This window comes from Tahibacter aquaticus (assembly GCF_004363655.1).
In the GTDB taxonomy this organism is placed as follows: Bacteria; Pseudomonadota; Gammaproteobacteria; order Xanthomonadales; family Rhodanobacteraceae; genus Tahibacter; species Tahibacter aquaticus.
Window position 1 is genome coordinate 545744 of sequence record NZ_SNZH01000001.1, and the last position, 20566, is coordinate 566309.

The 20566-nt window shown below is 65.5% G+C and carries 15 protein-coding genes; all 15 read left to right on the forward strand.

What is annotated here, in order from left to right; all coding sequences use genetic code 11:
* Nucleotides 1–403 precede the first annotated feature (403 nt).
* The 15 genes from DFR29_RS02215 to DFR29_RS02285 all read left to right on the forward strand — a co-directional run bounded on the left by DFR29_RS02215 (nt 404) and on the right by DFR29_RS02285 (nt 20520).
* Nucleotides 404–1825, forward strand: a complete 1422-nt coding sequence (locus DFR29_RS02215) for a UbiA family prenyltransferase (RefSeq protein ID WP_133816913.1) — start codon at nt 404–406, stop codon at nt 1823–1825.
* Nucleotides 1826–3121, forward strand: a complete 1296-nt coding sequence (locus DFR29_RS02220; protein WP_243745931.1) for an FAD-binding oxidoreductase — start codon at nt 1826–1828, stop codon at nt 3119–3121. It abuts the gene before it with no gap.
* Nucleotides 3122–3382: 261 nt separating this feature from the next.
* Nucleotides 3383–4501, forward strand: coding sequence for a DegT/DnrJ/EryC1/StrS family aminotransferase (locus DFR29_RS02225; RefSeq protein WP_133816914.1), 1119 nt, complete (start codon nt 3383–3385; stop codon nt 4499–4501).
* A gap of 1 nt (nt 4502) precedes the next feature.
* Nucleotides 4503–5435: a glycosyltransferase family 2 protein gene (locus DFR29_RS02230; RefSeq protein WP_133816915.1), complete on the forward strand. Its 933-nt coding sequence runs from the start codon at nt 4503–4505 to the stop codon at nt 5433–5435.
* The gene (locus tag DFR29_RS02235; RefSeq protein ID WP_166653817.1) at nt 5428–6393 is read left to right on the forward strand and encodes a WxcM-like domain-containing protein; all 966 of its coding nucleotides are present in this window, start codon (nt 5428–5430) and stop codon (nt 6391–6393) included. Before DFR29_RS02230 ends, DFR29_RS02235 begins: the two co-directional genes overlap by 8 nt.
* On the forward strand, nt 6390–6785 hold the full coding sequence (locus DFR29_RS02240) for a GtrA family protein (RefSeq protein ID WP_133816916.1): 396 nt from the start codon (nt 6390–6392) through the stop codon (nt 6783–6785). The genes DFR29_RS02235 and DFR29_RS02240 overlap by 4 nt, the downstream gene beginning before the upstream one ends.
* 49 nt (nt 6786–6834) lie before the next feature.
* Complete coding sequence (locus DFR29_RS02245; protein ID WP_133816917.1) at nt 6835–8826, forward strand: hypothetical protein; 1992 nt, start codon at nt 6835–6837, stop codon at nt 8824–8826.
* A 103-nt stretch (nt 8827–8929) separates the two neighbouring features.
* A complete protein-coding gene (locus DFR29_RS02250; RefSeq protein ID WP_133816918.1) occupies nt 8930–11308 on the forward strand; it encodes a right-handed parallel beta-helix repeat-containing protein in 2379 nt (792 codons plus the stop codon).
* 198 nt (nt 11309–11506) lie between these two features.
* On the forward strand, nt 11507–12244 hold the full coding sequence (locus DFR29_RS02255) for an SDR family oxidoreductase (RefSeq protein WP_133816919.1): 738 nt from the start codon (nt 11507–11509) through the stop codon (nt 12242–12244).
* Nucleotides 12245–12246: 2 nt separating this feature from the next.
* Nucleotides 12247–13188, forward strand: coding sequence for an NAD-dependent epimerase/dehydratase family protein (locus tag DFR29_RS02260; RefSeq protein ID WP_133817076.1), 942 nt, complete (start codon nt 12247–12249; stop codon nt 13186–13188).
* Nucleotides 13189–13199: 11 nt separating this feature from the next.
* Entirely contained in the window at nt 13200–14501 is a 1302-nt protein-coding gene (locus DFR29_RS02265; RefSeq protein WP_133816920.1) for an NAD(P)/FAD-dependent oxidoreductase, read from the forward strand.
* A gap of 10 nt (nt 14502–14511) precedes the next feature.
* Nucleotides 14512–15189: a class I SAM-dependent methyltransferase gene (locus DFR29_RS02270; protein WP_133816921.1), complete on the forward strand. Its 678-nt coding sequence runs from the start codon at nt 14512–14514 to the stop codon at nt 15187–15189.
* Entirely contained in the window at nt 15137–15637 is a 501-nt protein-coding gene (locus DFR29_RS02275) for a GtrA family protein (RefSeq protein ID WP_133816922.1), read from the forward strand. The genes DFR29_RS02270 and DFR29_RS02275 overlap by 53 nt, the downstream gene beginning before the upstream one ends.
* Before the next feature lie 26 nt (nt 15638–15663).
* Nucleotides 15664–17604, forward strand: coding sequence for a hypothetical protein (locus tag DFR29_RS02280; protein ID WP_133816923.1), 1941 nt, complete (start codon nt 15664–15666; stop codon nt 17602–17604).
* 513 nt (nt 17605–18117) lie between these two features.
* Nucleotides 18118–20520 (forward strand): hypothetical protein, encoded by a 2403-nt coding sequence (locus DFR29_RS02285; RefSeq protein ID WP_133816924.1) that lies wholly within the window; start codon nt 18118–18120, stop codon nt 20518–20520.
* Nucleotides 20521–20566 lie beyond the last annotated feature (46 nt).

Genomic DNA, 20566 nt, shown 5'->3' on the forward strand with positions numbered 1-20566 from the left:
CTGGACCAGAGCACCCTGCCCCTCCGCCTACTCCCTGAAAGCCGACGCCGGCACGCCAGGGCCATGCTTTTTGCTGCACCCAGGCGCCCTAGCGGGCGGCGCAGAGGCTAAGGGCGAAGCCGCCGGCAATCTGTCCACCCGTTGGCATTTCGCCGCGCTGGGTAGTTTTTTCGCCGACGATCGGCAAAATCGGCAAACGTGGCCGTATGCAATCCGCGGCGATTGCCGCATCCCTTCCCTGCCGGGTCGTCCGCAACGCGGGCCGCTGGCAGACGCGGCAACCGGCACTTTCCCCCAACGACTGCCAGGTGCGGCACCTCAGTGTAAGCTAGCCCGCTTTGCCCCCGGCGCCGCGGGCTGGCCAAGCCCTCGGCGAGAGCGCCGTCTGCCCAGAGTCTCGTGGATGTCCAACCAAGCCATACCCCTCTGTGTCGATCTCGACGGTACGCTGATCCGTTCGGACATGCTGTTCGAGTCGGCCTTGAGCCTGCTGCGGCGCAATCCGTTCTATCTTTTTTTCTTTCTCGCCTGGCTACTGCGCGGCCGCGCCCACCTCAAGCGCGAAATCGCCCGGCGCGCCGAGGTCGATCCGGTCACCCTGCCCTATGACGAACGCGTCGTGGCCTGGCTGCGCGGCGAAGCGGGCCAGCGACGGCGCGTGCTGTGCACCGCCTCGGACGCAGGTCTGGCCCAGGGCATCGCCGACCACCTGGGCCTGTTCGACGAAGTCATGGCCAGCGACGGCGAGCGCAACCTGGCCGGCCGCAACAAGGCCGAAAGCCTGCGCCAGCGCTACGGCGACAAGGGCTTCGACTACGCCGGAAACGAGCAGCGCGATCTGCACATCTGGAAACATGCACGAAAAGCCATTGTGGTTAATGGACACAACGGCCTGGCCAGCGCCGCTGGCGAACACTGCGAGGTCGAGCGCGTGTTCGAACCGGCGAAAAGCGGGCTGAAGGTATGGCTGCAAGCGCTGCGCCTGCACCAGTGGCTGAAGAACCTGCTGGTATTCCTGCCGCTATTCGCCGCCCATCGCGTACTGGAAGTGCCGGCGCTGATCCACTGCGTGGTTGCGTTCTTCGCCTTCGGCCTGTGCGCCTCGGGCGTGTACGTGCTCAACGACCTGTTCGACCTCGACGCCGACCGGCGCCATCCGCGCAAGCGCCTGCGTCCCTTCGCCGCTGGCACCTTGCCGCTGGCCGCGGGCCTGGTCATGGCGCCGCTGCTGACGCTGGCCGGGCTGGCCCTGGCGCTGGCTGTGTCGCTGCCGTTTGCCGGCGTGCTGCTGTGCTACTACGTGCTGACCCTGGCCTACTCGCTGCGCCTCAAGCGCATCGTCATGCTCGACGTGGTGGTATTGGCTGCGTTGTACACCGTGCGCATCATCGGCGGCGCGGTCGCGGTCGGCGGCGGACTGTCGTTCTGGCTGCTGGCCTTCTCCATGTTCCTGTTCCTCAGTCTGGCAATGCTCAAGCGCTATACCGAGCTGCAGTCCATGCTGGGCAGCGGCAAGGCCCAGGCCAGCGGCCGTGGCTACGCGGTGGACGATATCGCGCTGATCCAGTCCCTCGGCGGTTCCAGCGGGTACATGAGCGTTCTGGTGCTGGCGCTGTATATCAACAGCACCGCCAGCGAAGCGCTGTATCGCCACCAGGAAGTGCTGTGGCTGCTGTGTCCCCTGCTGCTGTACTGGATCAGCCGGGTCTGGCTGATCGCCCATCGCGGCACCATGCACGACGATCCGGTCGTGTTCGCGCTGGTCGACCGGGTCAGCCGCGTGGTACTGGCCCTGTGCGCCATCGTCGTGGCCGGAGCGATCTGAGTGGCCGGCACCTCCTGGGGCCGCTACCCGCAGCCGGCAAAGCAGACGCTGCTGCGGTTGAATGACCGTCATGCGCCGCTGCCGGCGTTCGACGGGACCGCGCTGCCGCACGGCAACGGCCGCAGCTACGGCGATTCCTGCCTCAACGACGGCGGCAGCCTGCTGTGTACGCGCGGGCTGGACCACTTCATCGATTTCGACCCAGCCCACGGCGTACTGCGCTGCGAAGCCGGTGTGCTGCTGGCGGATATTCTCGATCTGGTCGTCTCCCAGGGCTGGTTCCTGCCGGTGACGCCCGGCACCAAATACGTCACCGTCGGCGGCGCTATCGCCAACGACGTACACGGCAAGAACCACCATGTCGCCGGCTGCTTCAGCGAACACGTGGACGGTTTCGAGCTGCTGCGCAGCGACGGCAGCCGGCGCTGGTGCAGCCGCGAGGAAAATGCCGACTGGTTCGCCGCGACAGCAGGCGGCCTTGGCCTGACCGGCCTGATCACCTGGACCCAGCTGCGCCTGCAGCGCGTGCGCGGACCCTGGCTCAACAGCGAAACCCACCGCTTCGACAGCCTGGCCGAATTCCTCGCCCTGTCGGCCGGATCCGAAGCCGGCTACGAATACACCGTGGCCTGGATCGACTGCGCGGCCCAGGGCCAGGCACTGGGCCGCGGCCATTTCATCCGCGCCAACCACGCCCCGGCCGGCGACGGCCCGCGGCCGGGCAAGCGCCGCCTCGGCGTGCCGCTGACGCCACCGCTGTCGCTGATCAACGGCCTGAGCCTGCGCGCCTTCAATGCCCTGTACTACCACCGCCAGCAGACCAAGGTCAGTCATGCGCTGACCCACTACGAACCGTATTTCTACCCGCTGGATTCCATCGGCGACTGGAACCGCATCTACGGTCCCCGCGGCTTCCTGCAATACCAGTGCGTAGTGCCGACGGCCCAGGCCGAGGCCGCGCTGACCGAACTGCTGGGCCGCATCAGTGCCAGCGGCAACGGCTCCTTCCTGGCTGTGCTGAAGATGTTCGGCACGCGCCCGTCGGCGGGTATCCTGTCGTTTCCCCGTCCTGGCGCCACCCTGGCGCTGGACTTTCCCAATACCGGTACGGCCACGTTCGCGCTGCTGGATGCGCTGGACGAGGTGGTTGCAGCCGCTGGCGGCGCTGTCTACGCAGCCAAGGACGCGCGCCTGGCGGGGGCGCGCTTCCGCCAGTACTACCCGGCCTGGGAAACCCTGAAACCCTATCTGGACCCCCGATTTTCCTCGGGTTTCTGGCGTCGTGTAACGGCGTGAATGAAACGCCATACTCGCACTGATCTCGGGGCATCTGGCCGGTTTCCGGGGCCTGATCACACTGAACATGCGCGATGCGCGCGAGCCTTTGTTGCAGTAGCCCAAGCTGTCGCGAGCTCGTTAGCGACGCGTCCGGGCCATGACCTCCGCCGGAACCGTGTCGGCGCTGATTCCAGCGACTGGCCGCGCCGATCCGGGGCTTTGCTTATACTGAGCGGCTGATGGCCAGCTGGACCGGCCCCGACCATCCCCTGGAGTTTTATGTCTGCGCCCGCCACCGAGCAAGCTCCCCTGCGGCTCAACGATCTCAAACGCCATACCGCCGCCCTGCGCGAGCGCATCCTCGCCGCAACCACCCGCGTCATCGACAGCGGCTGGTTCATCCTTGGCCCTGAACTGGAGGCCTTCGAGCGCGAATTCGCCGCGTTTTGCGGTGCCGGCCACGGCGTCGGCGTCGCCAATGGCACTGAGGCCATCGAACTGGCACTGCGCGCCTTCAGCATCGGTGCCGGCGACGAAGTCGTCATTGCTGCCAATGCCGGCATGTACTCCACCACGGCACTGCTGGCCGTCGGCGCGACGCCGGTCTATGCCGATGTGCGCGAGCAGGATCTGACGCTGGACCCAGCCGCAACCGAAGCCGCGATCACGCCGCGTACCCGCGCCGTTATCGCCACCCACCTCTACGGCCGCCTGGCCGACGTCAGAGCCTTCCGCGCACTGGCAGATCGCCACGGCATCGTCTTCATCGAGGACTGCGCCCAGTCCCACGGTGCTGCTGAAGACGGCATCCGTGCGGGGGCCTGGGGTGATGCGGCGAGCTTTAGCTTCTACCCGACCAAGAATCTCGGTGCCTGCGGCGACGCCGGCCTGGTTACCTGCCGCGACGCCGACGTCGCCGCGCGCTTGCGCCGCCTGCGCCAGTACGGCTGGGCCTCGAAATATGTCGTCATCGACGGCCCGGCGCGCAACAGCCGCCTCGACGAACTCCAGGCCGCGATCCTGCGCGAGAAGTTGCCGCTGCTGGACAGCTGGAACGCACGCCGCCGCGAGATCGCCGCGACCTACGCCGCCGTTGCCGTGCCGGACCTTCGCCATCCCGACGTGAGCGGCGAAGGCTATGTCGCCCACCTCTACGTCATGCGCAGCACACGGCGCGACGCGCTGCGCGATCACCTCCTCGCGGCCGGGATCCTGGCCGAGGTCCACTATCCCGTACTCGACAACGAGCAGCCAAAAGTGGACCGCCGCGACCTCAGCGCCTCGCTTCCCAACAGCGTGCGCGCCATCAGCGAAATTCTGACCCTGCCGTGCTTCCCCGAGATGGACGGCACGGACATCGCGCGTGTCTGCGCGGCGCTGCAGACGTGGAGCGCCTGATATGTACTCGCTGATCGTGCCGGTCTACATGAATGAAGGCTCGATCGGCGATCTGGTACAGGCCCTGGAAGGCGTGCAGGCCGGACTGGATCGACCGCTAGAAGTGGTCTTCGTCGTCGACGGCAGTCCCGACGCCAGCTATACCGAGTTGCGGCGCCGCCTGCCGCAGGCGCGCTTCGCCTCGCAGTTGATCTGCCATTCGCGCAATTTCGGCTCGTTCGCAGCAATCCGCACCGGGTTCATGGCCGCGCGCGGCGACTATTTCGCGGTGATGGCTGCGGACCTGCAGGAACCGCCGGAACTGGTCGGGCAGTTCTTCCGCACGCTGGCAGAAGGCAAGCACGACGTGCTCGTCGGCACGCGCGACTCGCGCCAGGACCCCTGGTCTTCGCGTATCGCCTCGCAGCTGTTCTGGTCCGCCTATCGCCGCCTGATCAACCGCGACATCCCTCCCGGCGGCGTCGACGTGTTCGCCTGCAACCGCGAATTCCGCGACCAGCTGATCGCCCTCGGCGAGAGCAACAGCTCGCTGATCGGCTTGCTGTTCTGGCTCGGCTTCCGTCGCGGCGTGGTCAGCTACGAACGCCGGGTGCGCCAGCACGGCAAAAGCGCATGGACATTGCGGCGCAAGCTGAAATACATGACCGACAGCGTGTTCTCGTTTTCCGACCTGCCGATACGCCTGCTGCTGATGCTGGGCATGTTCGGCCTCGGCGTCGCCGTGCTGTTTGGCTTGGCAGTACTGATACTGCGCCTGGTCGCCGGCCCCGTCGTGCCTGGCTACGCTGCCACCATCATCACCGTACTGCTGTTCGGCGGTCTCAATGCGCTGGGCCTGGGCATCGTCGGGACCTACGTCTGGCGCGCCTTCGCCAATACGCAGAACCGGCCGCTCGCGGTCGTCATGAAAAACGAGGATTTTTCCGGTGTCTGACCAGAACCCTGACGAGATCTACGTGCATCCCCAGGGACTGTGCGAAAGCAGCCAAGTCGGCCGCGGCAGCCGCGTCTGGGCCTTCGCCCACGTGCTCAAGGGCGCGCGGCTGGGCGAGGACTGCAACGTCTGCGACCATGTCTTCATCGAGAACGACGTCGTCGTCGGCGACCGCGTGACGATCAAGTGCGGGGTGCAGCTGTGGGACGGACTGCGCGTCGAGGACGATGTATTCATCGGTCCCAACGCCACCTTCACCAACGACCGCTTCCCGCGCAGCAAGCAGTATCCCGAGAGTTTCGCGCAGACGACGATAGGCCGCTGGGCTTCGATCGGCGCCAACGCCACCATCCTGCCCGGAGTCAGCATCGGCCAACATGCGATGGTCGGCGCCGGTGCCGTGGTCACACGTTCGGTGCCGCCCTACGCCATCGTCGTCGGTAATCCCGCGCGCATCGTCGGTTATGCCAGCGGCCGCCCCGAGCAGCCGGGTTCGAGCACCGGCATTGCGCCGCCGCAGAAGCCCGGTGTCACGCGTACCGGCATCGGCGAGGTCACGCTGCATCGCATGAACTTCTACAAGGACGTGCGCGGCAGTCTCAGCGTCGGTGAATTCCAACGCGACATCCCGTTCGAGGCCAAGCGCTATTTCCTCGTCTACGGTGTGCCCAGCGCAGAAACCCGCGGCGAACACGCGCACCGCGAATGCCACCAGTTTCTGATCTGCATCAACGGCAGCTGCGCCGTCGTCGCCGACGACGGCTACCAGCGCAAGGAATTTCTGCTCGACGCACCCGACATCGGCATCCATCTGCCGCCGATGACCTGGGGCATCCAGTACAAATACTCGCCCGACGCAGTGCTGCTGGTGTTCGCCTCGCACTACTACGCGTCCGATGACTACGTGCGCGACTACGCCGATTTCCTCGCGCTGGCCTGCGCCCCGGCCGACCGATGAAGCGCCAGCTCTCGCACGAGGCGATGCGGTTCCTGGTGAGCGGCGGCGTCAATACCGCCGTCACCTACCTGCTCTATCTCGCGCTGCTGCCGGGCTTGGGCTATTGGCCGGCCTACAGCGCAGCCTTCGTGACCGGCATCGTGACCTCGTATTTTCTGAACACGCGATTCGTCTTCCGCGTGCGCACCAGCACGCGGCGAGCCGCCGCTTTTCCGCTGGTATATCTCGCCCAGTACCTGTTCGGACTGGCGGTCCTGCACGTCAGCGTGCGTTGGCTGGCGGTACCGGCGCAATATGCCGCGCTGATCAGCATCGCCCTGTCCGTGCCGTTCACGTTCGCGTTGAGCCGCTTCGTGCTGGCGCCGCGCGCTGGCGCGCCACCGCAGAGTTGATGCCATCCACCGTCCTGGCCGCCCTTCTCCTACTCGCATCGAGTGAAACATGTCCGCTTCTCGCGCAAGCCTGCTGTTTCTGGCGTCGCTGCTCGGCTTCATGGCGTTTTCGTTCGCCTGCCTGAATCTCTATCCGATCCGGCTGAGCATCGAGCTGGCAGCTACCCCGGGAAACATGGCGCAGGTATTCCGCTCTCCCTCGGGGAACTGGAACGAACAGAACTCGCAGCAGAAGCAGATCGCGCTTGCGGTCGAAGAGCTCGATTTCCAGATACCCATCGGCCAGGTCGGCACCGGCGTCCGCTTCGATCCAGGAACCTTTGGCGGCGAGTACCGCATCCTCGCCGTGCGCTGGCAACGCGGCACGATGACGCGACAGCTCAAGCCCGAAATGATCGGCAACCTGCGCGAAGGCGTACAGCAGCTGGTGGTGGACGGCGCTGCGGTCAAGCTGTACTCGCCCGATAGCGATGCGCAGGTCTTCCTGCCGGCGCCGGGCGAACCCTGGCGCCTGCTCGCGCTGTGGCCGATCGGCGTGGTCGCTGCGGTCTTCCTGTACCTGCTGCGGCGGGCCTGGCGCAATAGCATCAGCCCGACTGCCGTCGCCTCGGCCTACGTCGGCCTGGTCGCCAGTGTCTACGTGCTGGTGGCCTTCACCTACATGTCGAACCTGCCGCTGCTGGACGACTGGCGCTACATCGTCCCAGGACCGCTACTGCTGGTCGGCAATGAATACGGCTGGATGACCCTGATCACCAACGACACGTATTTTCTGACCGGGCAACTGCTCGACTTCGTCGCGCTGAAGCTGACGAACGTCAATTTCCTCAGCGTGCGCTGGATGGGCATCGGCATTCTGCTGATCTACCTCGTCGCGATGCGCCGCACGCTGCTGGCCGCGGGCGGCACCACGCTGGGCGCTGCCGTGGGAATCGCGCTGATCGCCGGCGTACTCGGCACGAACGGCTACTGGGGCGCGACCAGCCTGGCCTATCACCAGTTCATCCCCTTGACCGTGACGGCGATGCTGCTGGCCTACGTCGGCGGTCGCGGCGATCGCGAGATCGGACTGGGCGGTTCCCTGCTCGTCATCGTTCCGCTCTGCGCTGCTGCCGGTCTGGCCTACATTTCCGGCGGCCTGATGATCGCCTGCGTCGGCGCCGGGCTGCTGCTGGCCCAGGCCGACCGCTGGCAGCGGCTGCGCGACAGCCAGGTGCGCACTGCATGGCTGATCACCTTGCTCGGCGCTGCATTCCTGTTGCTGCAGATCTGGCTGGTCTCCACCCAGCAGGGTTCTCTGGTCAAACACAACCACGCCGTCGGTTCGGTCTATCCGAACGATCCGCGCTTTTACTATTTCGTCACCGCGCTGTTCGGCCGTGCGGCCGGCTATACCGGAACGAATATCGTGATCGACAGCGCGCTGATGCTGCTCGCCCTGTTTCCGGCAATGCTGCTCGCCGCCGAACGGCTGTGGTTCGGACTGATCCGGGGCCAGTCCGCCGAACGCCCACTGCTGACGGCGCTGCCGCTTTGCGCCGCCGCTGCGGCATTGACCTATGCCGCCGCCGTTGCCTTTGGTCGCGCGGGCTTTCACGACGTGATCTATCCACAGCCGAGCATTACCGGCGCCGCCAAGGTGCGGTTCCATTTCTGCACCATCGCTGCATTGCTGCCGCTCATGTGGCTGGGCTGGGTCGAACTCGTCCGGCGATCGACCAGACGCGGCCAGCGTCTCGTCGCCACGGCCGCTGCGACCGCGGTGGCGCTGCTGCTGATCCTGCCCAAGACGCTGTCGTCCTGGCGTGTCGCCGACGAACTCGAGACCGTTCGCGAGCAGCTGACCGAAGGCGCCTACTGCGCCGCGGCGGCAATGGATGCCCCCTCCCGCCCGGCGGTGATCTGTACCGGGCTCAGCGGTATTGCGGCGGATCTGCGGCCGCATCTGGACGTGATGAAGGGGCTGGACAGCCACGTCCATCGCACTATTCGCAGCCATGCGCTACCGCCCGCGCCGGCGCCTGCGGCGACTACGCCCTGACCCGGGCCGGGGCCGGCGCCTGGCTATGGTCGCCTCAATCGGTAAATAGTGCTGAGATTACGTGCACCGCCACCGCCGTGCCGACAACGACAAGAGGTATCCCATGAAACCTTGCCTTCGACTGTTCTTCGCCATCGTGCTGGCGACAGCGGCTTTCGACGCATTCGCCCAGGCACTGATTCGCGTGCCGTCCCAGGCCACGCTGCAACAGGCCATCGGCAACGTCAGCGACGGCGGTGTCATCGAGATCGCGGCCGGCACCTATCCGGCTCCAGCCGGTGGCTTCATCATTTTCAGCACGCAGAAGCGCTTCACCATCCGTGCGGCAGCAGGCGCCACGGTCGTGCTCAGCGGGGCCGGTTCAAACATTTTGCATTTTTCCAACTCATCCACCACTACTGGCCGGCCGGTCACCTTCGAGCGCCTGACCTTTTCGGGCGGCAACTCCAACCTCGGCAGCGTCGGCGGCGCGGTCACCCTGGTGACGGCGGACGCCACTTTCGTCGGCTGCACCTTCCAGAACAACGCGGCCACGGGGACCGATGGCGGCGGCGGCGCCATCCTGTCGCAGGCCTCGTCCGTCTTCATCGTAGACAGCGTGTTCAGCGGCAACAATGCGCGCCGCTACGGCGGCGCCCTGGGCATTTCCGGCGGCAGCCGCGCGACGATCCACAACACGCGCTTCGTCAACAACCGGGTCAATCTGCCCAACCACTTTCGCGACTCGCTGGGCGGCGCGATCTTCCTGCTCGATTCGGAACTGCGCTTCACCAATACGCGCTTCGAGAACAACCAGGCAGGTTTCTCCGGCGGCGCGATCTACAGTTTCGGTTCCTGGACGACTCCGGCGAACATGCTCGACACAACGATCGTCGGCAGCAACAGCACGTTCGTGGGTAACCGGCTGCAACGCGACCCCACGTCACCGGCAGCCACGCCGACCACCGGTGGCGCCATACAGGCTGAAGACGATGTGAAAATTTATCTTCACAACACACGCTTCAGCGGCAATTCGGCCACACAGGGCGGCGGCGTCGCCACGTATCGCAGCATTATTGAAATTTACGACAGTACATTCCGCGACAATGTCGCAACCGGCAATACCGGCGGCGACGGCTATGGCGGAGCAGGCCTCATCGTCTCCGACGACCAGGCCGCCGTCGACGGCAGCATCAACCGGCAGAACGGCATGCTGTTCATCCGCAACTCGCTGTTCCAGGGCCGCAGCAGCGGCACGCAGGCCAACGCGCGCTACGGTGGCTGCATCGCCGCGGTCGGCGACACCGTTCGACAGTTCGGCAACCCGCCCGTGGGAACACCGGCGCAAAACAGGGCGATCCTCGACATCGCTGATTCGGCCTTCGTCAGCTGCCTGGTCACCGAAAACGGCGGCGGCGGTGTTGGCGGCGCGATCATGGGCCAACTGATCGACCTGAGCGTCGAACGCTCGATCTTTCTCTTCAACGAGGCGCGGCGAGGCGCGGACTACACCGGCGGCGGCGGCGGCATTTTCATTTTCAGCAGCAGCACCGCCAACATCCAGTCGACGACGTTCGCACGCTCGGTCGCGGGCTTCAACGGCGGCGCGATCGCGGCGATAGGTTCCAATCTGGACGTCAGCAACAGCAATTTCATCGACAACCAGATGACCGCCGGTGCCTGGGGCGGATCCGCCATCTACAGCTCGCCGCAGGATTTCGGCGCGCCTCTGCCGATTGTCGACGCAACAGGCCTGGTCCAGAACAGCGTATTCACCGGCAACCAGGGCGGTGCGACGCTACTCGAATACGACGAAGCGGACGGTCCGTTCAACCGAATACGCTACGGCGGCAATCGCGTATTTCCCGACGATGCCAATTTCTTCGTCAACGCGATCGCGCCAGGCGTGCAGACTGCCGCCCAGCTCAACGGGCTGGTGCTGCATGGCGCCTCCAAGGCACCGGCCGCGAATCAGGGTCTGAGCACCGCACCGGTCGTCGCGGGAATGGTGACAGCCCCCCGCGGCGTGCTCTCCACCAGCGCCGCGGGCGACGCGCCCGCACCGGTGTTCAGCAATCTGGCGTACGCCTTCAGCGGAGGAAGCGGCACACTCAACGGCGCCCCCGGAGCCACCACTGCGGGATTTGCATCACCCGCAGGCGCCGGCATTCACACGCTGACCGTAGCCGGCGAAACCTTCACCAGCCCGGTCGTCAACGCACCCGTCCCGGCCACGGCTCTGTCGCTGGCGCCACCGGATGCCGCAACCGGCGCAACCAGCATCTTGAGCTGGTCAGCCGTATCCGGCACATTTCTGGAGCACATGATCAACGAGGGCGTCGGCAGGTCGCTGGCGGCGACGGGGGCGATCAGCCTGGGTACCGTGACCGGTACGCGCACCTACCGCGGCCTGGTCATTACCCGCGAAGGGGGCGCCGTCGATGCTGCCCGGCTGGACGTCGCCGACACGCTGATCTTCAAGGACGATCTGGAATCGCCCTGAGTCCGCAGCGGGGCTGGCGGCGTCAGGGCGCCAGCTTCCCTTCCGGCGAAGCCGCGTCGAACTGGCACAATGGCATGCCGCGACCGGGTAGCGCCGCTGCGTCCGGGCCGGCACCAGTGGCCGCTGGACCGGAAATACCCGGCCCCCTAATGGACACCAGTTTTTCGCGCGCTTTCGGCGCCGCGTAACGGAGCAAGCATGCGCAGGATCCTCATCATCGGCGCGGCCTCGGCCATCGCCGAAGCCACCGCCCGCGAGTTCGCGGGGCGCGGCGACGCCCTTTGCCTGGTCGGCCGCGACGCCGCACGCCTGGCCACCATCGCCGCCGACCTCACCGTCCGCGGCGCCGTACGTACCGCCACGGCCGTGCTCGACGTCACCGACTTTGCCGCCCATGCCGGCGTGATCGAGCAGGCCGAGCGCGATCTGGGCGGCCTGGACACGGTGCTGATCGCCCATGGCACGCTGTCGGACCAAGCCGAATGCGAACGCTCCGTCGACACGCTGCGGCGCGAATTCGACATCAATGCGCTCAGCGTCATGAGCCTGCTCACGCCGCTGGCCAACCGCTTCGCCGCACAGGGCCACGGCACGCTGGCGGTTATTTCCTCGGTCGCCGGCGACCGCGGCCGTATGTCCAACTACGCCTACGGCTCGGCCAAGGCCGCGCTCAGTGCGTTTCTTTCCGGCCTGCGCCAGCGCCTGCAGAAATCCGGCGTCAACGTGCTCACGATCAAGCCCGGCTTCGTCGACACGCCGATGACCAAAGATTTTCTCAAAGGCGCACTTTGGGCAAAACCGGAAGATGTGGCAAAAGGCATCGTCAAGGCGATCGACAAGGGCCGCAGCGTGGTCTACCTGCCCTGGTTCTGGTGGCTGATCATGCTGGTGATCCGCAACGTGCCGGAATTCGTCTTCAAGCGGGTGAAGCTGTGAATCTGCCCAAGGACGCCAGACTGGTACTCACCGGCGCCGCCGGCCTGGTCGGGCAGAACCTCGTCGTCGAGCTGAAGGCGCAGGGCTATACCAACCTCGTCGCCATCGACAAGCACGCGCACAACCTGGCCATCCTGCGCCAGCTGCATCCGGACGTGACCACGCTCGAGGCCGACCTGGCCGAGCCGGGCGGCTGGACCGACAGCTTCGCCGGCGCCGCGTGCGTGGTGCAGCTGCATGCGCAGATCACCGGCAAGTACGCCGAGGAATTCGTGCGCAACAACGAGCACGCGACGCGGCGGGTACTCGATGCCGTGCGCAAGTACGAAGTGCCGTTCCTGGTGCATATCAGCTCGTCGGTAGTGAACTCGGTCGCCAACGACGACTACACCAATACCAAGAAGGCACAGGAAAAGCTCGTCGCCGTAAGCGGCCTGAAACACTGCACCCTGCGCCCGACACTGATGTTCGGCTGGTTCGATCCCAAGCACCTGGGCTGGCTGTCGCGCTTCATGGCCAAGGTGCCGGTATTCCCGATTCCCGGCCACGGCCGATATATGCGCCAGCCGCTGTACGAGCGCGATTTCTGCCGCTGTATCGTCAAGTGCATAGAGACGCAGCCCGATGGCGCCATCTACGACATCTGCGGCGAGACACGCATCGACTACGTCGACATCATCCATACGATCAAGCGCGCGAAGAACCTGCGCACGCCCATCGTGCACATCCCGTACTGGCTCTTCAAGGCGCTGCTCAAGACCTACGCGCTGTTCAGCAACAAGCCGCCGTTCACCGCGGCGCAGCTGGACGCGCTGACCGCCGGCGACGAATTCAGCGGCATCGACACCCTGGCGGTATTCGGCGTCACGCAGACACCGTTCGCCGAGGCGGTACGGGAAAGTTATTGCGATCCGCGCTACAGCGGCATCGTGCTGGAACGATGAAAGGAAGCGGCATGCAGCAGACGGTCAGGAAACGCTTTGCCATCCTCGGCGCTGGCCCGATGGGGCTGATGGCGGCGATGGAGATACTCAAGGCCGGTCACGAGGTCGACATCTACGAACGCGACGACCGCATCGGCGGCATGTCGGCCGCGTTCGATTTCGACGGGCTGCAGATCGAGCGTTACTACCATTTCGTCTGCAAGACCGACGACCCGCTGTTCGAGCTGATGCAGGAACTCGGCATCGCCCACACCCTGAAGTGGACCGATACCCGGATGGGCTTCTACTGCCAGGGCAAACTGTACAAGTGGGGCACGCCGTTCGCCCTGCTCGGCTTCGACAAGCTCGGCTGGATCGACAAGTTCCGCTACGCCCTGCACGTGATGCGCACCAAGTCGATCAAGGACTGGCGCGCACTGGACAAGGTCGGCGTTACCGACTGGCTCAAGGCCAACCTGGGCGCACGCGCCTACGACGTGCTGTGGCAGCGCCTGTTCCATCTCAAGTTCTACGAATACAAAGATAAACTTTCTGCGGCCTGGCTGGGCACGCGCATCAAGCGCGTCGCGCTGTCGCGCAAGAACCTGCTGCAGGAATCGCTGGGCTATATCGAAGGCGGCTCGGAAACGCTGCTGCAGAAAATGCAGGAATTCATCCTTGCCCGCGGCGGCCGCATTCACCTGGGCGCCGGCATCGAACGCGTCAATGCCCCCGCCGGCAAGGTCGACAGCATCGTGGTCAGGGGCGAAACCATCGCCGTCGACAACGTCGTCAGCACGGCGCCGATCCAGTACGTACCGGCGCTGGTGCCCGACCTGCCCGAAGCGTTCGCCGCGCGCATCCGCGCGCTGGAAAACATTCCGGTGGTCTGCGTCATCCTCAAGCTGAAGCAGCCGCTGAGCGAAAACTTCTGGATGAATATCTGCGACGACAGCATCGATATTCCCGGCGTGATCGAGTACTCCAATCTCAATCCGGGCACCGGCCCGGCCATCGTCTATGCGCCGTTCTACATGCCCAAGACGCATGCCAAATACGCGCGGCCGCACAGCGAATTCATCGAGGAAGTGTTGGGCTACCTGCCCAAGATCAATCCGGCCTTCTCGCGTGACTGGGTATTGGCCAGCCACTGCCATCGCTACGAGTTTGCCCAGGCCGTCTGCCCGCCGGGCTTCTACGACATGCTGCCGCCGATGCAGACGCCGATCGCCGGCCTGTGCATGGCCGACACGGCGTATTACTACCCGGAAGACCGTTCCATCTGCGAAAGCGTCAAGGTCGCCAAGACCCTGGCGCAAACTGCCCTAGCGTGAGGCTGTAGCCATGTCCGAATCCAAGGTCGAACTCGACAAGCTGTACAACCAGCGCTTCCCCGAAGCGGCGCTGGCGCAGAAGCACGCCATCTGGAAAGTGCTGTGCAGCGACTTCTTCAGCCGCTACGTCAAGCCTACCGACACCGTGGTCGACATCGGCGCGGGCTACTGCGAATTCATCAACAACATCCAGGCCGGCAAGAAGATCGCGGTCGATCTCAACCCCGATGTGCGCCGCTTCGCGGCCGCCGACGTGCACGTGATCAACGAGTCGTGCACGGCGATCCGCGAACTCGACAGCAACAGCGTCGACGTGGTGTTCATGAGCAACTTCCTCGAACACCTGCCGAGCAAAGACATGGTGCTGGACACCTTCCGCGAATGCCAGCGCATCCTGCGCCCCGGCGGCCGCGTCATGGTGCTGCAGCCCAACATCCGCTATCTGCCCGGTGAATACTGGGACTATTTCGACCATCACACGCCGCTGACCGAGCGCAGCCTGGTCGAAGGCCTGCAGCTGGCCGGCCTGACGCCGACGACGGTGATCGCGAAGTTCCTGCCGTATACGACCAAGAGCCGTCTGCCGCAGGCCGCCTGGCTGGTGCAGCTCTACCTCAAAGTTCCTCTGGCCTGGCATGTGCTCGGCAAGCAGGCGTTCGTCGTGGCCGAACAACGGGCGGCAGGATGAGCATCCCCGGACCGCCGGCGGCGTCTGCAGCGCGGACCGGCCATTGAAGCGCCAGCTCGTCACGTTCATCGCCGTCAGCGCCATCGCGGCGCTGATGAACTTCGCCTCGCGCGCCGCGTTCAGCCTGGTGCTGCCGTATGCGCTGGCCATCATGGCAGCGTTCGTCGTCGGCCTGTCGACGGCGTTCGTGCTCAATCGGCGCTTTGTCTTCGTCGACGGCCATGGCCACGCCGCAGGCCAGCTGCTGCGCTTTACCCTCGTCAACCTGGCGGGCCTTGCGCTGACACTCGCGGTCAGCCTGCTGCTGGTGCACGTCGTCCTGCCCGCAGCCGGCTGGCGGTGGCATGCCGAGGAAGTTGCTCATGCCATCGGTATCGCCGCGCCTATCCTGATGAGCTTTTTCGGCCACAAATACTTCTCGTTCCGAAAAAACGCCGCCGCATCATGACCGCGCCGGTATCTACCGCACCGGCCGTGGAGCGTCCGGCGGCAACGGCTGCCGCCGCCGACGCGCGGCACGCCAGTGCGCGCCGCGCCGTGGTGGTTGCCGTGGTCTGCGCACTCATGGTGCTCGCGGCCCGCGCCTGGCTGGTGCTGACCTTCGGCAGCAGTCTGCCCTTCTGGGACCAGTGGGCCGCCGAAGGAATGGGCACGTTCAAGCCGCTCCTTGAAGGCCGTTACGACTGGCATCAGCTGTTCAGTGCGCACAACGAGCATCGCATCGGCCTGACCCGTCTCTGGGCCATCGCACTGTTCCTGCTCAACGACGCGCAGTGGGACGCACGCGTGCAGTGTCTGGCGAACGCACTGATCGTCTGCACCAGCGTCGGACTGTTCGCGGCCTACCTGGTACGACGCCTGCCGGCCGGGCGGGCGGCCATGCTCTGCGGACTGCTGGTTCTCACGGCGGTGCTACCGTTCTCGTGGGAAAACACGATCGCCGGATTCCAGAATGGGTTCTATTTTCTGATCCTGCTGACATTCGCATTGCTGTGGATTGCAGCTCACCGCCCGCCCTCGCCTGGCACATTGTTGTTGCTGGTGGTGCTGTCGCTGGCATCGGTATTTACGATCGCGACCGGCATCTTCGCGCCGCTTTCCTGTTGCGCCGTGCTGGTGTCGCGCGCGTTCGCAGGACGCGTTTCCTGGCGCGCGACCGCCCTGCTGGTTGTGCCACTGCTGGTGATCGCGCTGGCGGCGGCCACACAGATTCCACACCCGGCGTATCACGAATCGCTCAGGACGCAGGACCTGTTCGAGCTTGTCCGCGCCGTGGCGGTCACGACGAGCTGGCCGTTTGTCGCGCCAGCGACACTGGCGCTCTCGCTGCCGTTTGCGCTGTTTTTCTGGCGCTTCTGCAGCAAGCGCGAGGCCGATTCCGTCGATCTGTTTTTCAGCGGCCTGTACGTCTGGTGGGCGCTGACGGCGTTCGCGACAGCCTACTCACGCGGGCACGACATGCTCGGTGTGCCGTCCCGCTACACCGACCTGCTCGCCTTCGGCTGCATGGCGCTGGGCTATTTCGCCCTGCGCCTGCTCGACGCTCCGAACGAGGGCGCGGCGCAGCGCCGGCGGCAACGCGCGCTCGCCGCCAGCGTCGCGCTACTGCTGTGCGGCGGCTTCGTAGCGCAGAGCGTGGTTCATGTTCCGCTGCTACTGGACCGCCATTTCCTGACGCGCATCGAGGCTGTGAATGTGCGTGCCTTTATCGACGGCGATGCGACCGCCCTCAGCGCCAAGCCAGCGTTCTACATTCCCTATCCGGATGCCGCTGCACTGGGCGCTGCCTTGTCCGACACAACGCTGCGGCGGTTTCTTCCGGTATCCGTCGCGCCCCGGGATGGCACGAACGCCGCAACACACTGCGCACCGCCAGGTCCTGTTGCCGCCCAGCACCCGGCGCCAGAAGTATGCCCGCCGACCGCCGGCCGGCTGTCGGCACTGAGCGTCGCGCTGTGGCAGCGGTTCGCGCCAGGGGTCTTGCCGCGTCTCGAACCACAAGCCCGTCCGGACCTGCAAACCGGTCTGCGCTGCACGTTGCACACGCTCAACGCAACGGGACCACAAGGGGACAAGATGTTCGTCGTGACTTATGCGGCGACGTTGCGCGTGGCGGGGATCGTTGTACACACCGGGACACCTGCTGAGCGCCGACCACTGCAGATCGGGCTGCTGAGCGAATCCGGCCAGTTCTATGCAGCGACCACCTGGCGCCCGCGTGCACGCGATCCGGTCGTGCACCTGCCCGGCCAGGCCGTTTCCAGAGGGGCTTCGTTCGACCTCGGTGTCGATGCCTCAGCCGTGCCACACGGCCGCTACCGGATCATGCTCGGCGACGCCGATCCGGCCGAAAGCTGCGATAGCGGCTACCGGCTCGACATCCTGCGCGACAGTGATGCGATGTTGATGTACTGACTTGCTGGCCAGCAGCCAGTGAGCGACAGGCCGTTGGCCGGGGTATGTTGGAGGACCTGGCTTTCGTCGCCACCCAGAAGCGCTGACGCTCGTCGCCTGACCAGCAAAACCGGCATGCGCGCCCTGATCCCGGCACATCTGCGGCGACTGCAGTTGTCCAGATTGCTGGGCCGATCAATTTCGTTTCGCGTATGATGTCCGACCAGTTGCCGCTGTATTCAACGGTGATTGCGCTGGCTTTCCGCGCTGGCATCAGCAGCACCTTTCCGCTGGACCGACGCCTTGTGTTCGTGCGTGCGCCCATTGCACGGGGCGAGCCGGAACGCAGGTTCGGCGCGGAAAACCGGTTGGCCCGGCCGCGGACCGCGGCTGTCGGCCGGTTGCTGGAATACGGCGTATTTCCGCAGAAGGGCACGCGTTGACAGTGCGAAACCGTGGCGCAAACCACCGGCGTTGCCGCACGCACCGTGAGCAGCTACCTCGGCTAAAAAATCTGTCATTCCGGTCAACCCAATGAATAGAACGCATTGGCCAACGCCTGCGCCGCGGTTGCGCGAAGAAGGCGGCTGGTTTGGCGCCTTAGTCGGCGCACTGATCTTCGTAGTCACACTGCGTCTGGGCATCAGCACTGCCGGCACCAACCTCGACGAATCGTGGTCGGCGGTCATCGCCTGGGCACACGTCCAGGGGGCCCAGTGGGGTAGCGACATCGTTTTCACCTACGGTCCGCTGGGCTGGCTCAACCCGTACGCGACCTACTATCCGACGATCTTCACCACGTTCTTCGTCAGCCAGATCGTGCTTACCCTCGGAATTGGCGTGACCTTCGGGCTGGCGGCCTCGCTGCTGCGCGGGTGGGGCACACGCCTGGTAATGCTCGTGGTGCTGCTGGTGCTCTCGCCGCGGTTGAACAGTGACGTCTTGCTGCTCGGCACGCTCATCCTGGCCGTCGCCGCCGTGGAGCGAGCAGCACTCGTCAGATCAGCCGCTTGGCGTGCGCTGCTGCTGAGCGTAGTCGCGGTGCTCTGCGCGACGCTGGGGCTGGTGAAGTTCACATTTTTCCCGCTCGCCACCGGGGTTTGGCTGGTCGGTACGCTGCTGCTCGCGCAGCACCGCCGCGCGCTGGCCGCGGTCGGCTGGCTGCTTGGCGTTCCGGCCGCGGCGCTGGCCCTGTGGCTGGCCAACGGACAGGCCGTCAGCGGCTTCCCCGCCTACCTTCTCACCTCGCTGGAAATGGCTTCGGCTTACAGCCAAGCCATGGGCGCGGGCGGCGCAGACCAGGAACAGGCCGTCTGCCTTGCGGCCAGTATCGGGATTGCAGCATTGCTACTGGCCTGGCTCGGCAGCGACCGCTCGGCGCGGCTACGTGCGCTGATGGTCGTCGGCTATCTCGCCGCCGCCCTGTTCATCGCCTGGCGCGCGTCGTTCACGCGGGCCGATCATGCCCATATCTTTCTGCCGCTGGTCGCACTGGCGCTGCTGGTGATGATGGGCTTCGTGCGCGATCTGCTGCCACAGCTGCGCTACGCGGCGACACTGAGCGTACTGCTGCTGAGCGGCGCCGCGGTCTTGCTGATCCCGCCCGGGGCAACGCTGCAGACCTACCGCACGACTGCCGAGAACGTCGCGATAACCTGGAACCAGGTGCTCAATCCTGCAACCCTGCGCGCCAATCAGGACGCGGGCCGCGCCGGTGTACGCAGCGCACTGGACTTGCCGCGGGTCCGCGAGATCGTGGGCACGCAACGCGTAGATCTGCTCACGTCGTCGCAAGGCGTGGTTCTGGTCAACGAGCTGAACTACGCGCCCCGGCCCGTATTCCAGAGCTACGCCGCGTATTCACCCCGCCTGCAGCGTCTCAACGAAGGTTATTTCCTCGGCAGCTCTGCACCCCCTTTCGTGCTGCTGAAAATAGAACCGATTGACGCGCGCTACCCCACCAGCGAGGACGGGCTGGCGCTGCTCGCGCTATGGCGCAACTACCGGTTGGTGGAGATCGAGCGGGGTTTCGTGCTGCTCAAGCGCGTGCGCGACGTGCGCGATCCGATTGCGCCGGCGGCAGTCAGCTATGTCGATGCGGCATTTGGCGAGTGGATCGATGTGCCGGCACACACATCGGCGATGCTGATGCACCTGGATCTCGGTCAGAGCCTGCGCGGCAAGCTGATGGCCGTGCTGCTGCGCGAGCCCCCGCTGCTGATGGAAGTTACGTTGGACACCACAGTGGTGCACCAATACCGGCTGGTACGTGCCGCGGCAAGCGGCGGCTTCCTGCTGTCGCCGTATCTGGTCAACGAGATTTCCTACGTTCAGTGGATGTACGGCGATCGCCAACCTGCGGTGCAGCGCGTCCGCTTCACTACCGCGGAGCCCGAGCAGCTAAGCCTGCTCGCACCGCGCCTGCGTGTGGGCTTCACACCGCAGGAGCTGCCGGTCGAACCCGCCGAACAGCTCGCGCCCGGCATCAAGGCAATTTTGTATCCCGGCCTGGATCTCGCGCCAACCAAGCGCCACGGCATGATCCAACCCATCGTCGAGGACGGCCGGCCGGCGCTGTTCATGCACGCCTTGTCGACCATGGATTTCTCGCCGGCACCGGGCCGCTACCGGCTGACTACGCGCTACGGCATGCGTGGCGCGACACACGTGATAGCTGGCTGCGCAGAGGCGCAGGCCGACGGCATCCAGTTCCAGATCGATGTGGTCAATGGCGATGCAGCGACGCTGCAACTGCAGCGCAATCTCAACCCTTTCACCACCGCGCAGGACCGTGGTCTGCAGACCGCCACGCTGGATGCGGTACAGATTGCCGCCGGTGACAGCCTGCGCGTCACGGTCGCACCCGGCGCCAACGGCAACCTCGCCTGCGACTGGGGCTATCTGGCCGAATTGCGCCTGCAGCCGCTGCCGCCCTGAGGTGCTTGCGGGGAAATCACGGCGGTAAATCCGGCACTGCACCGGA

Coding starts and splice junctions, on each gene's coding strand:
- DFR29_RS02215 (WP_133816913.1), top strand. CDS start 404: ATGTCCAACCAAGCCATACCCCTCTGTGTCGATCTCGACGGTACGCTG.
- DFR29_RS02225 (WP_133816914.1), top strand. CDS start 3,383: ATGTCTGCGCCCGCCACCGAGCAAGCTCCCCTGCGGCTCAACGATCTC.
- DFR29_RS02230 (WP_133816915.1), top strand. CDS start 4,503: ATGTACTCGCTGATCGTGCCGGTCTACATGAATGAAGGCTCGATCGGC.
- DFR29_RS02240 (WP_133816916.1), top strand. CDS start 6,390: ATGAAGCGCCAGCTCTCGCACGAGGCGATGCGGTTCCTGGTGAGCGGC.
- DFR29_RS02245 (WP_133816917.1), top strand. CDS start 6,835: ATGTCCGCTTCTCGCGCAAGCCTGCTGTTTCTGGCGTCGCTGCTCGGC.
- DFR29_RS02250 (WP_133816918.1), top strand. CDS start 8,930: ATGAAACCTTGCCTTCGACTGTTCTTCGCCATCGTGCTGGCGACAGCG.
- DFR29_RS02255 (WP_133816919.1), top strand. CDS start 11,507: ATGCGCAGGATCCTCATCATCGGCGCGGCCTCGGCCATCGCCGAAGCC.
- DFR29_RS02265 (WP_133816920.1), top strand. CDS start 13,200: ATGCAGCAGACGGTCAGGAAACGCTTTGCCATCCTCGGCGCTGGCCCG.
- DFR29_RS02270 (WP_133816921.1), top strand. CDS start 14,512: ATGTCCGAATCCAAGGTCGAACTCGACAAGCTGTACAACCAGCGCTTC.
- DFR29_RS02275 (WP_133816922.1), top strand. CDS start 15,137: ATGTGCTCGGCAAGCAGGCGTTCGTCGTGGCCGAACAACGGGCGGCAG.
- DFR29_RS02285 (WP_133816924.1), top strand. CDS start 18,118: ATGAATAGAACGCATTGGCCAACGCCTGCGCCGCGGTTGCGCGAAGAA.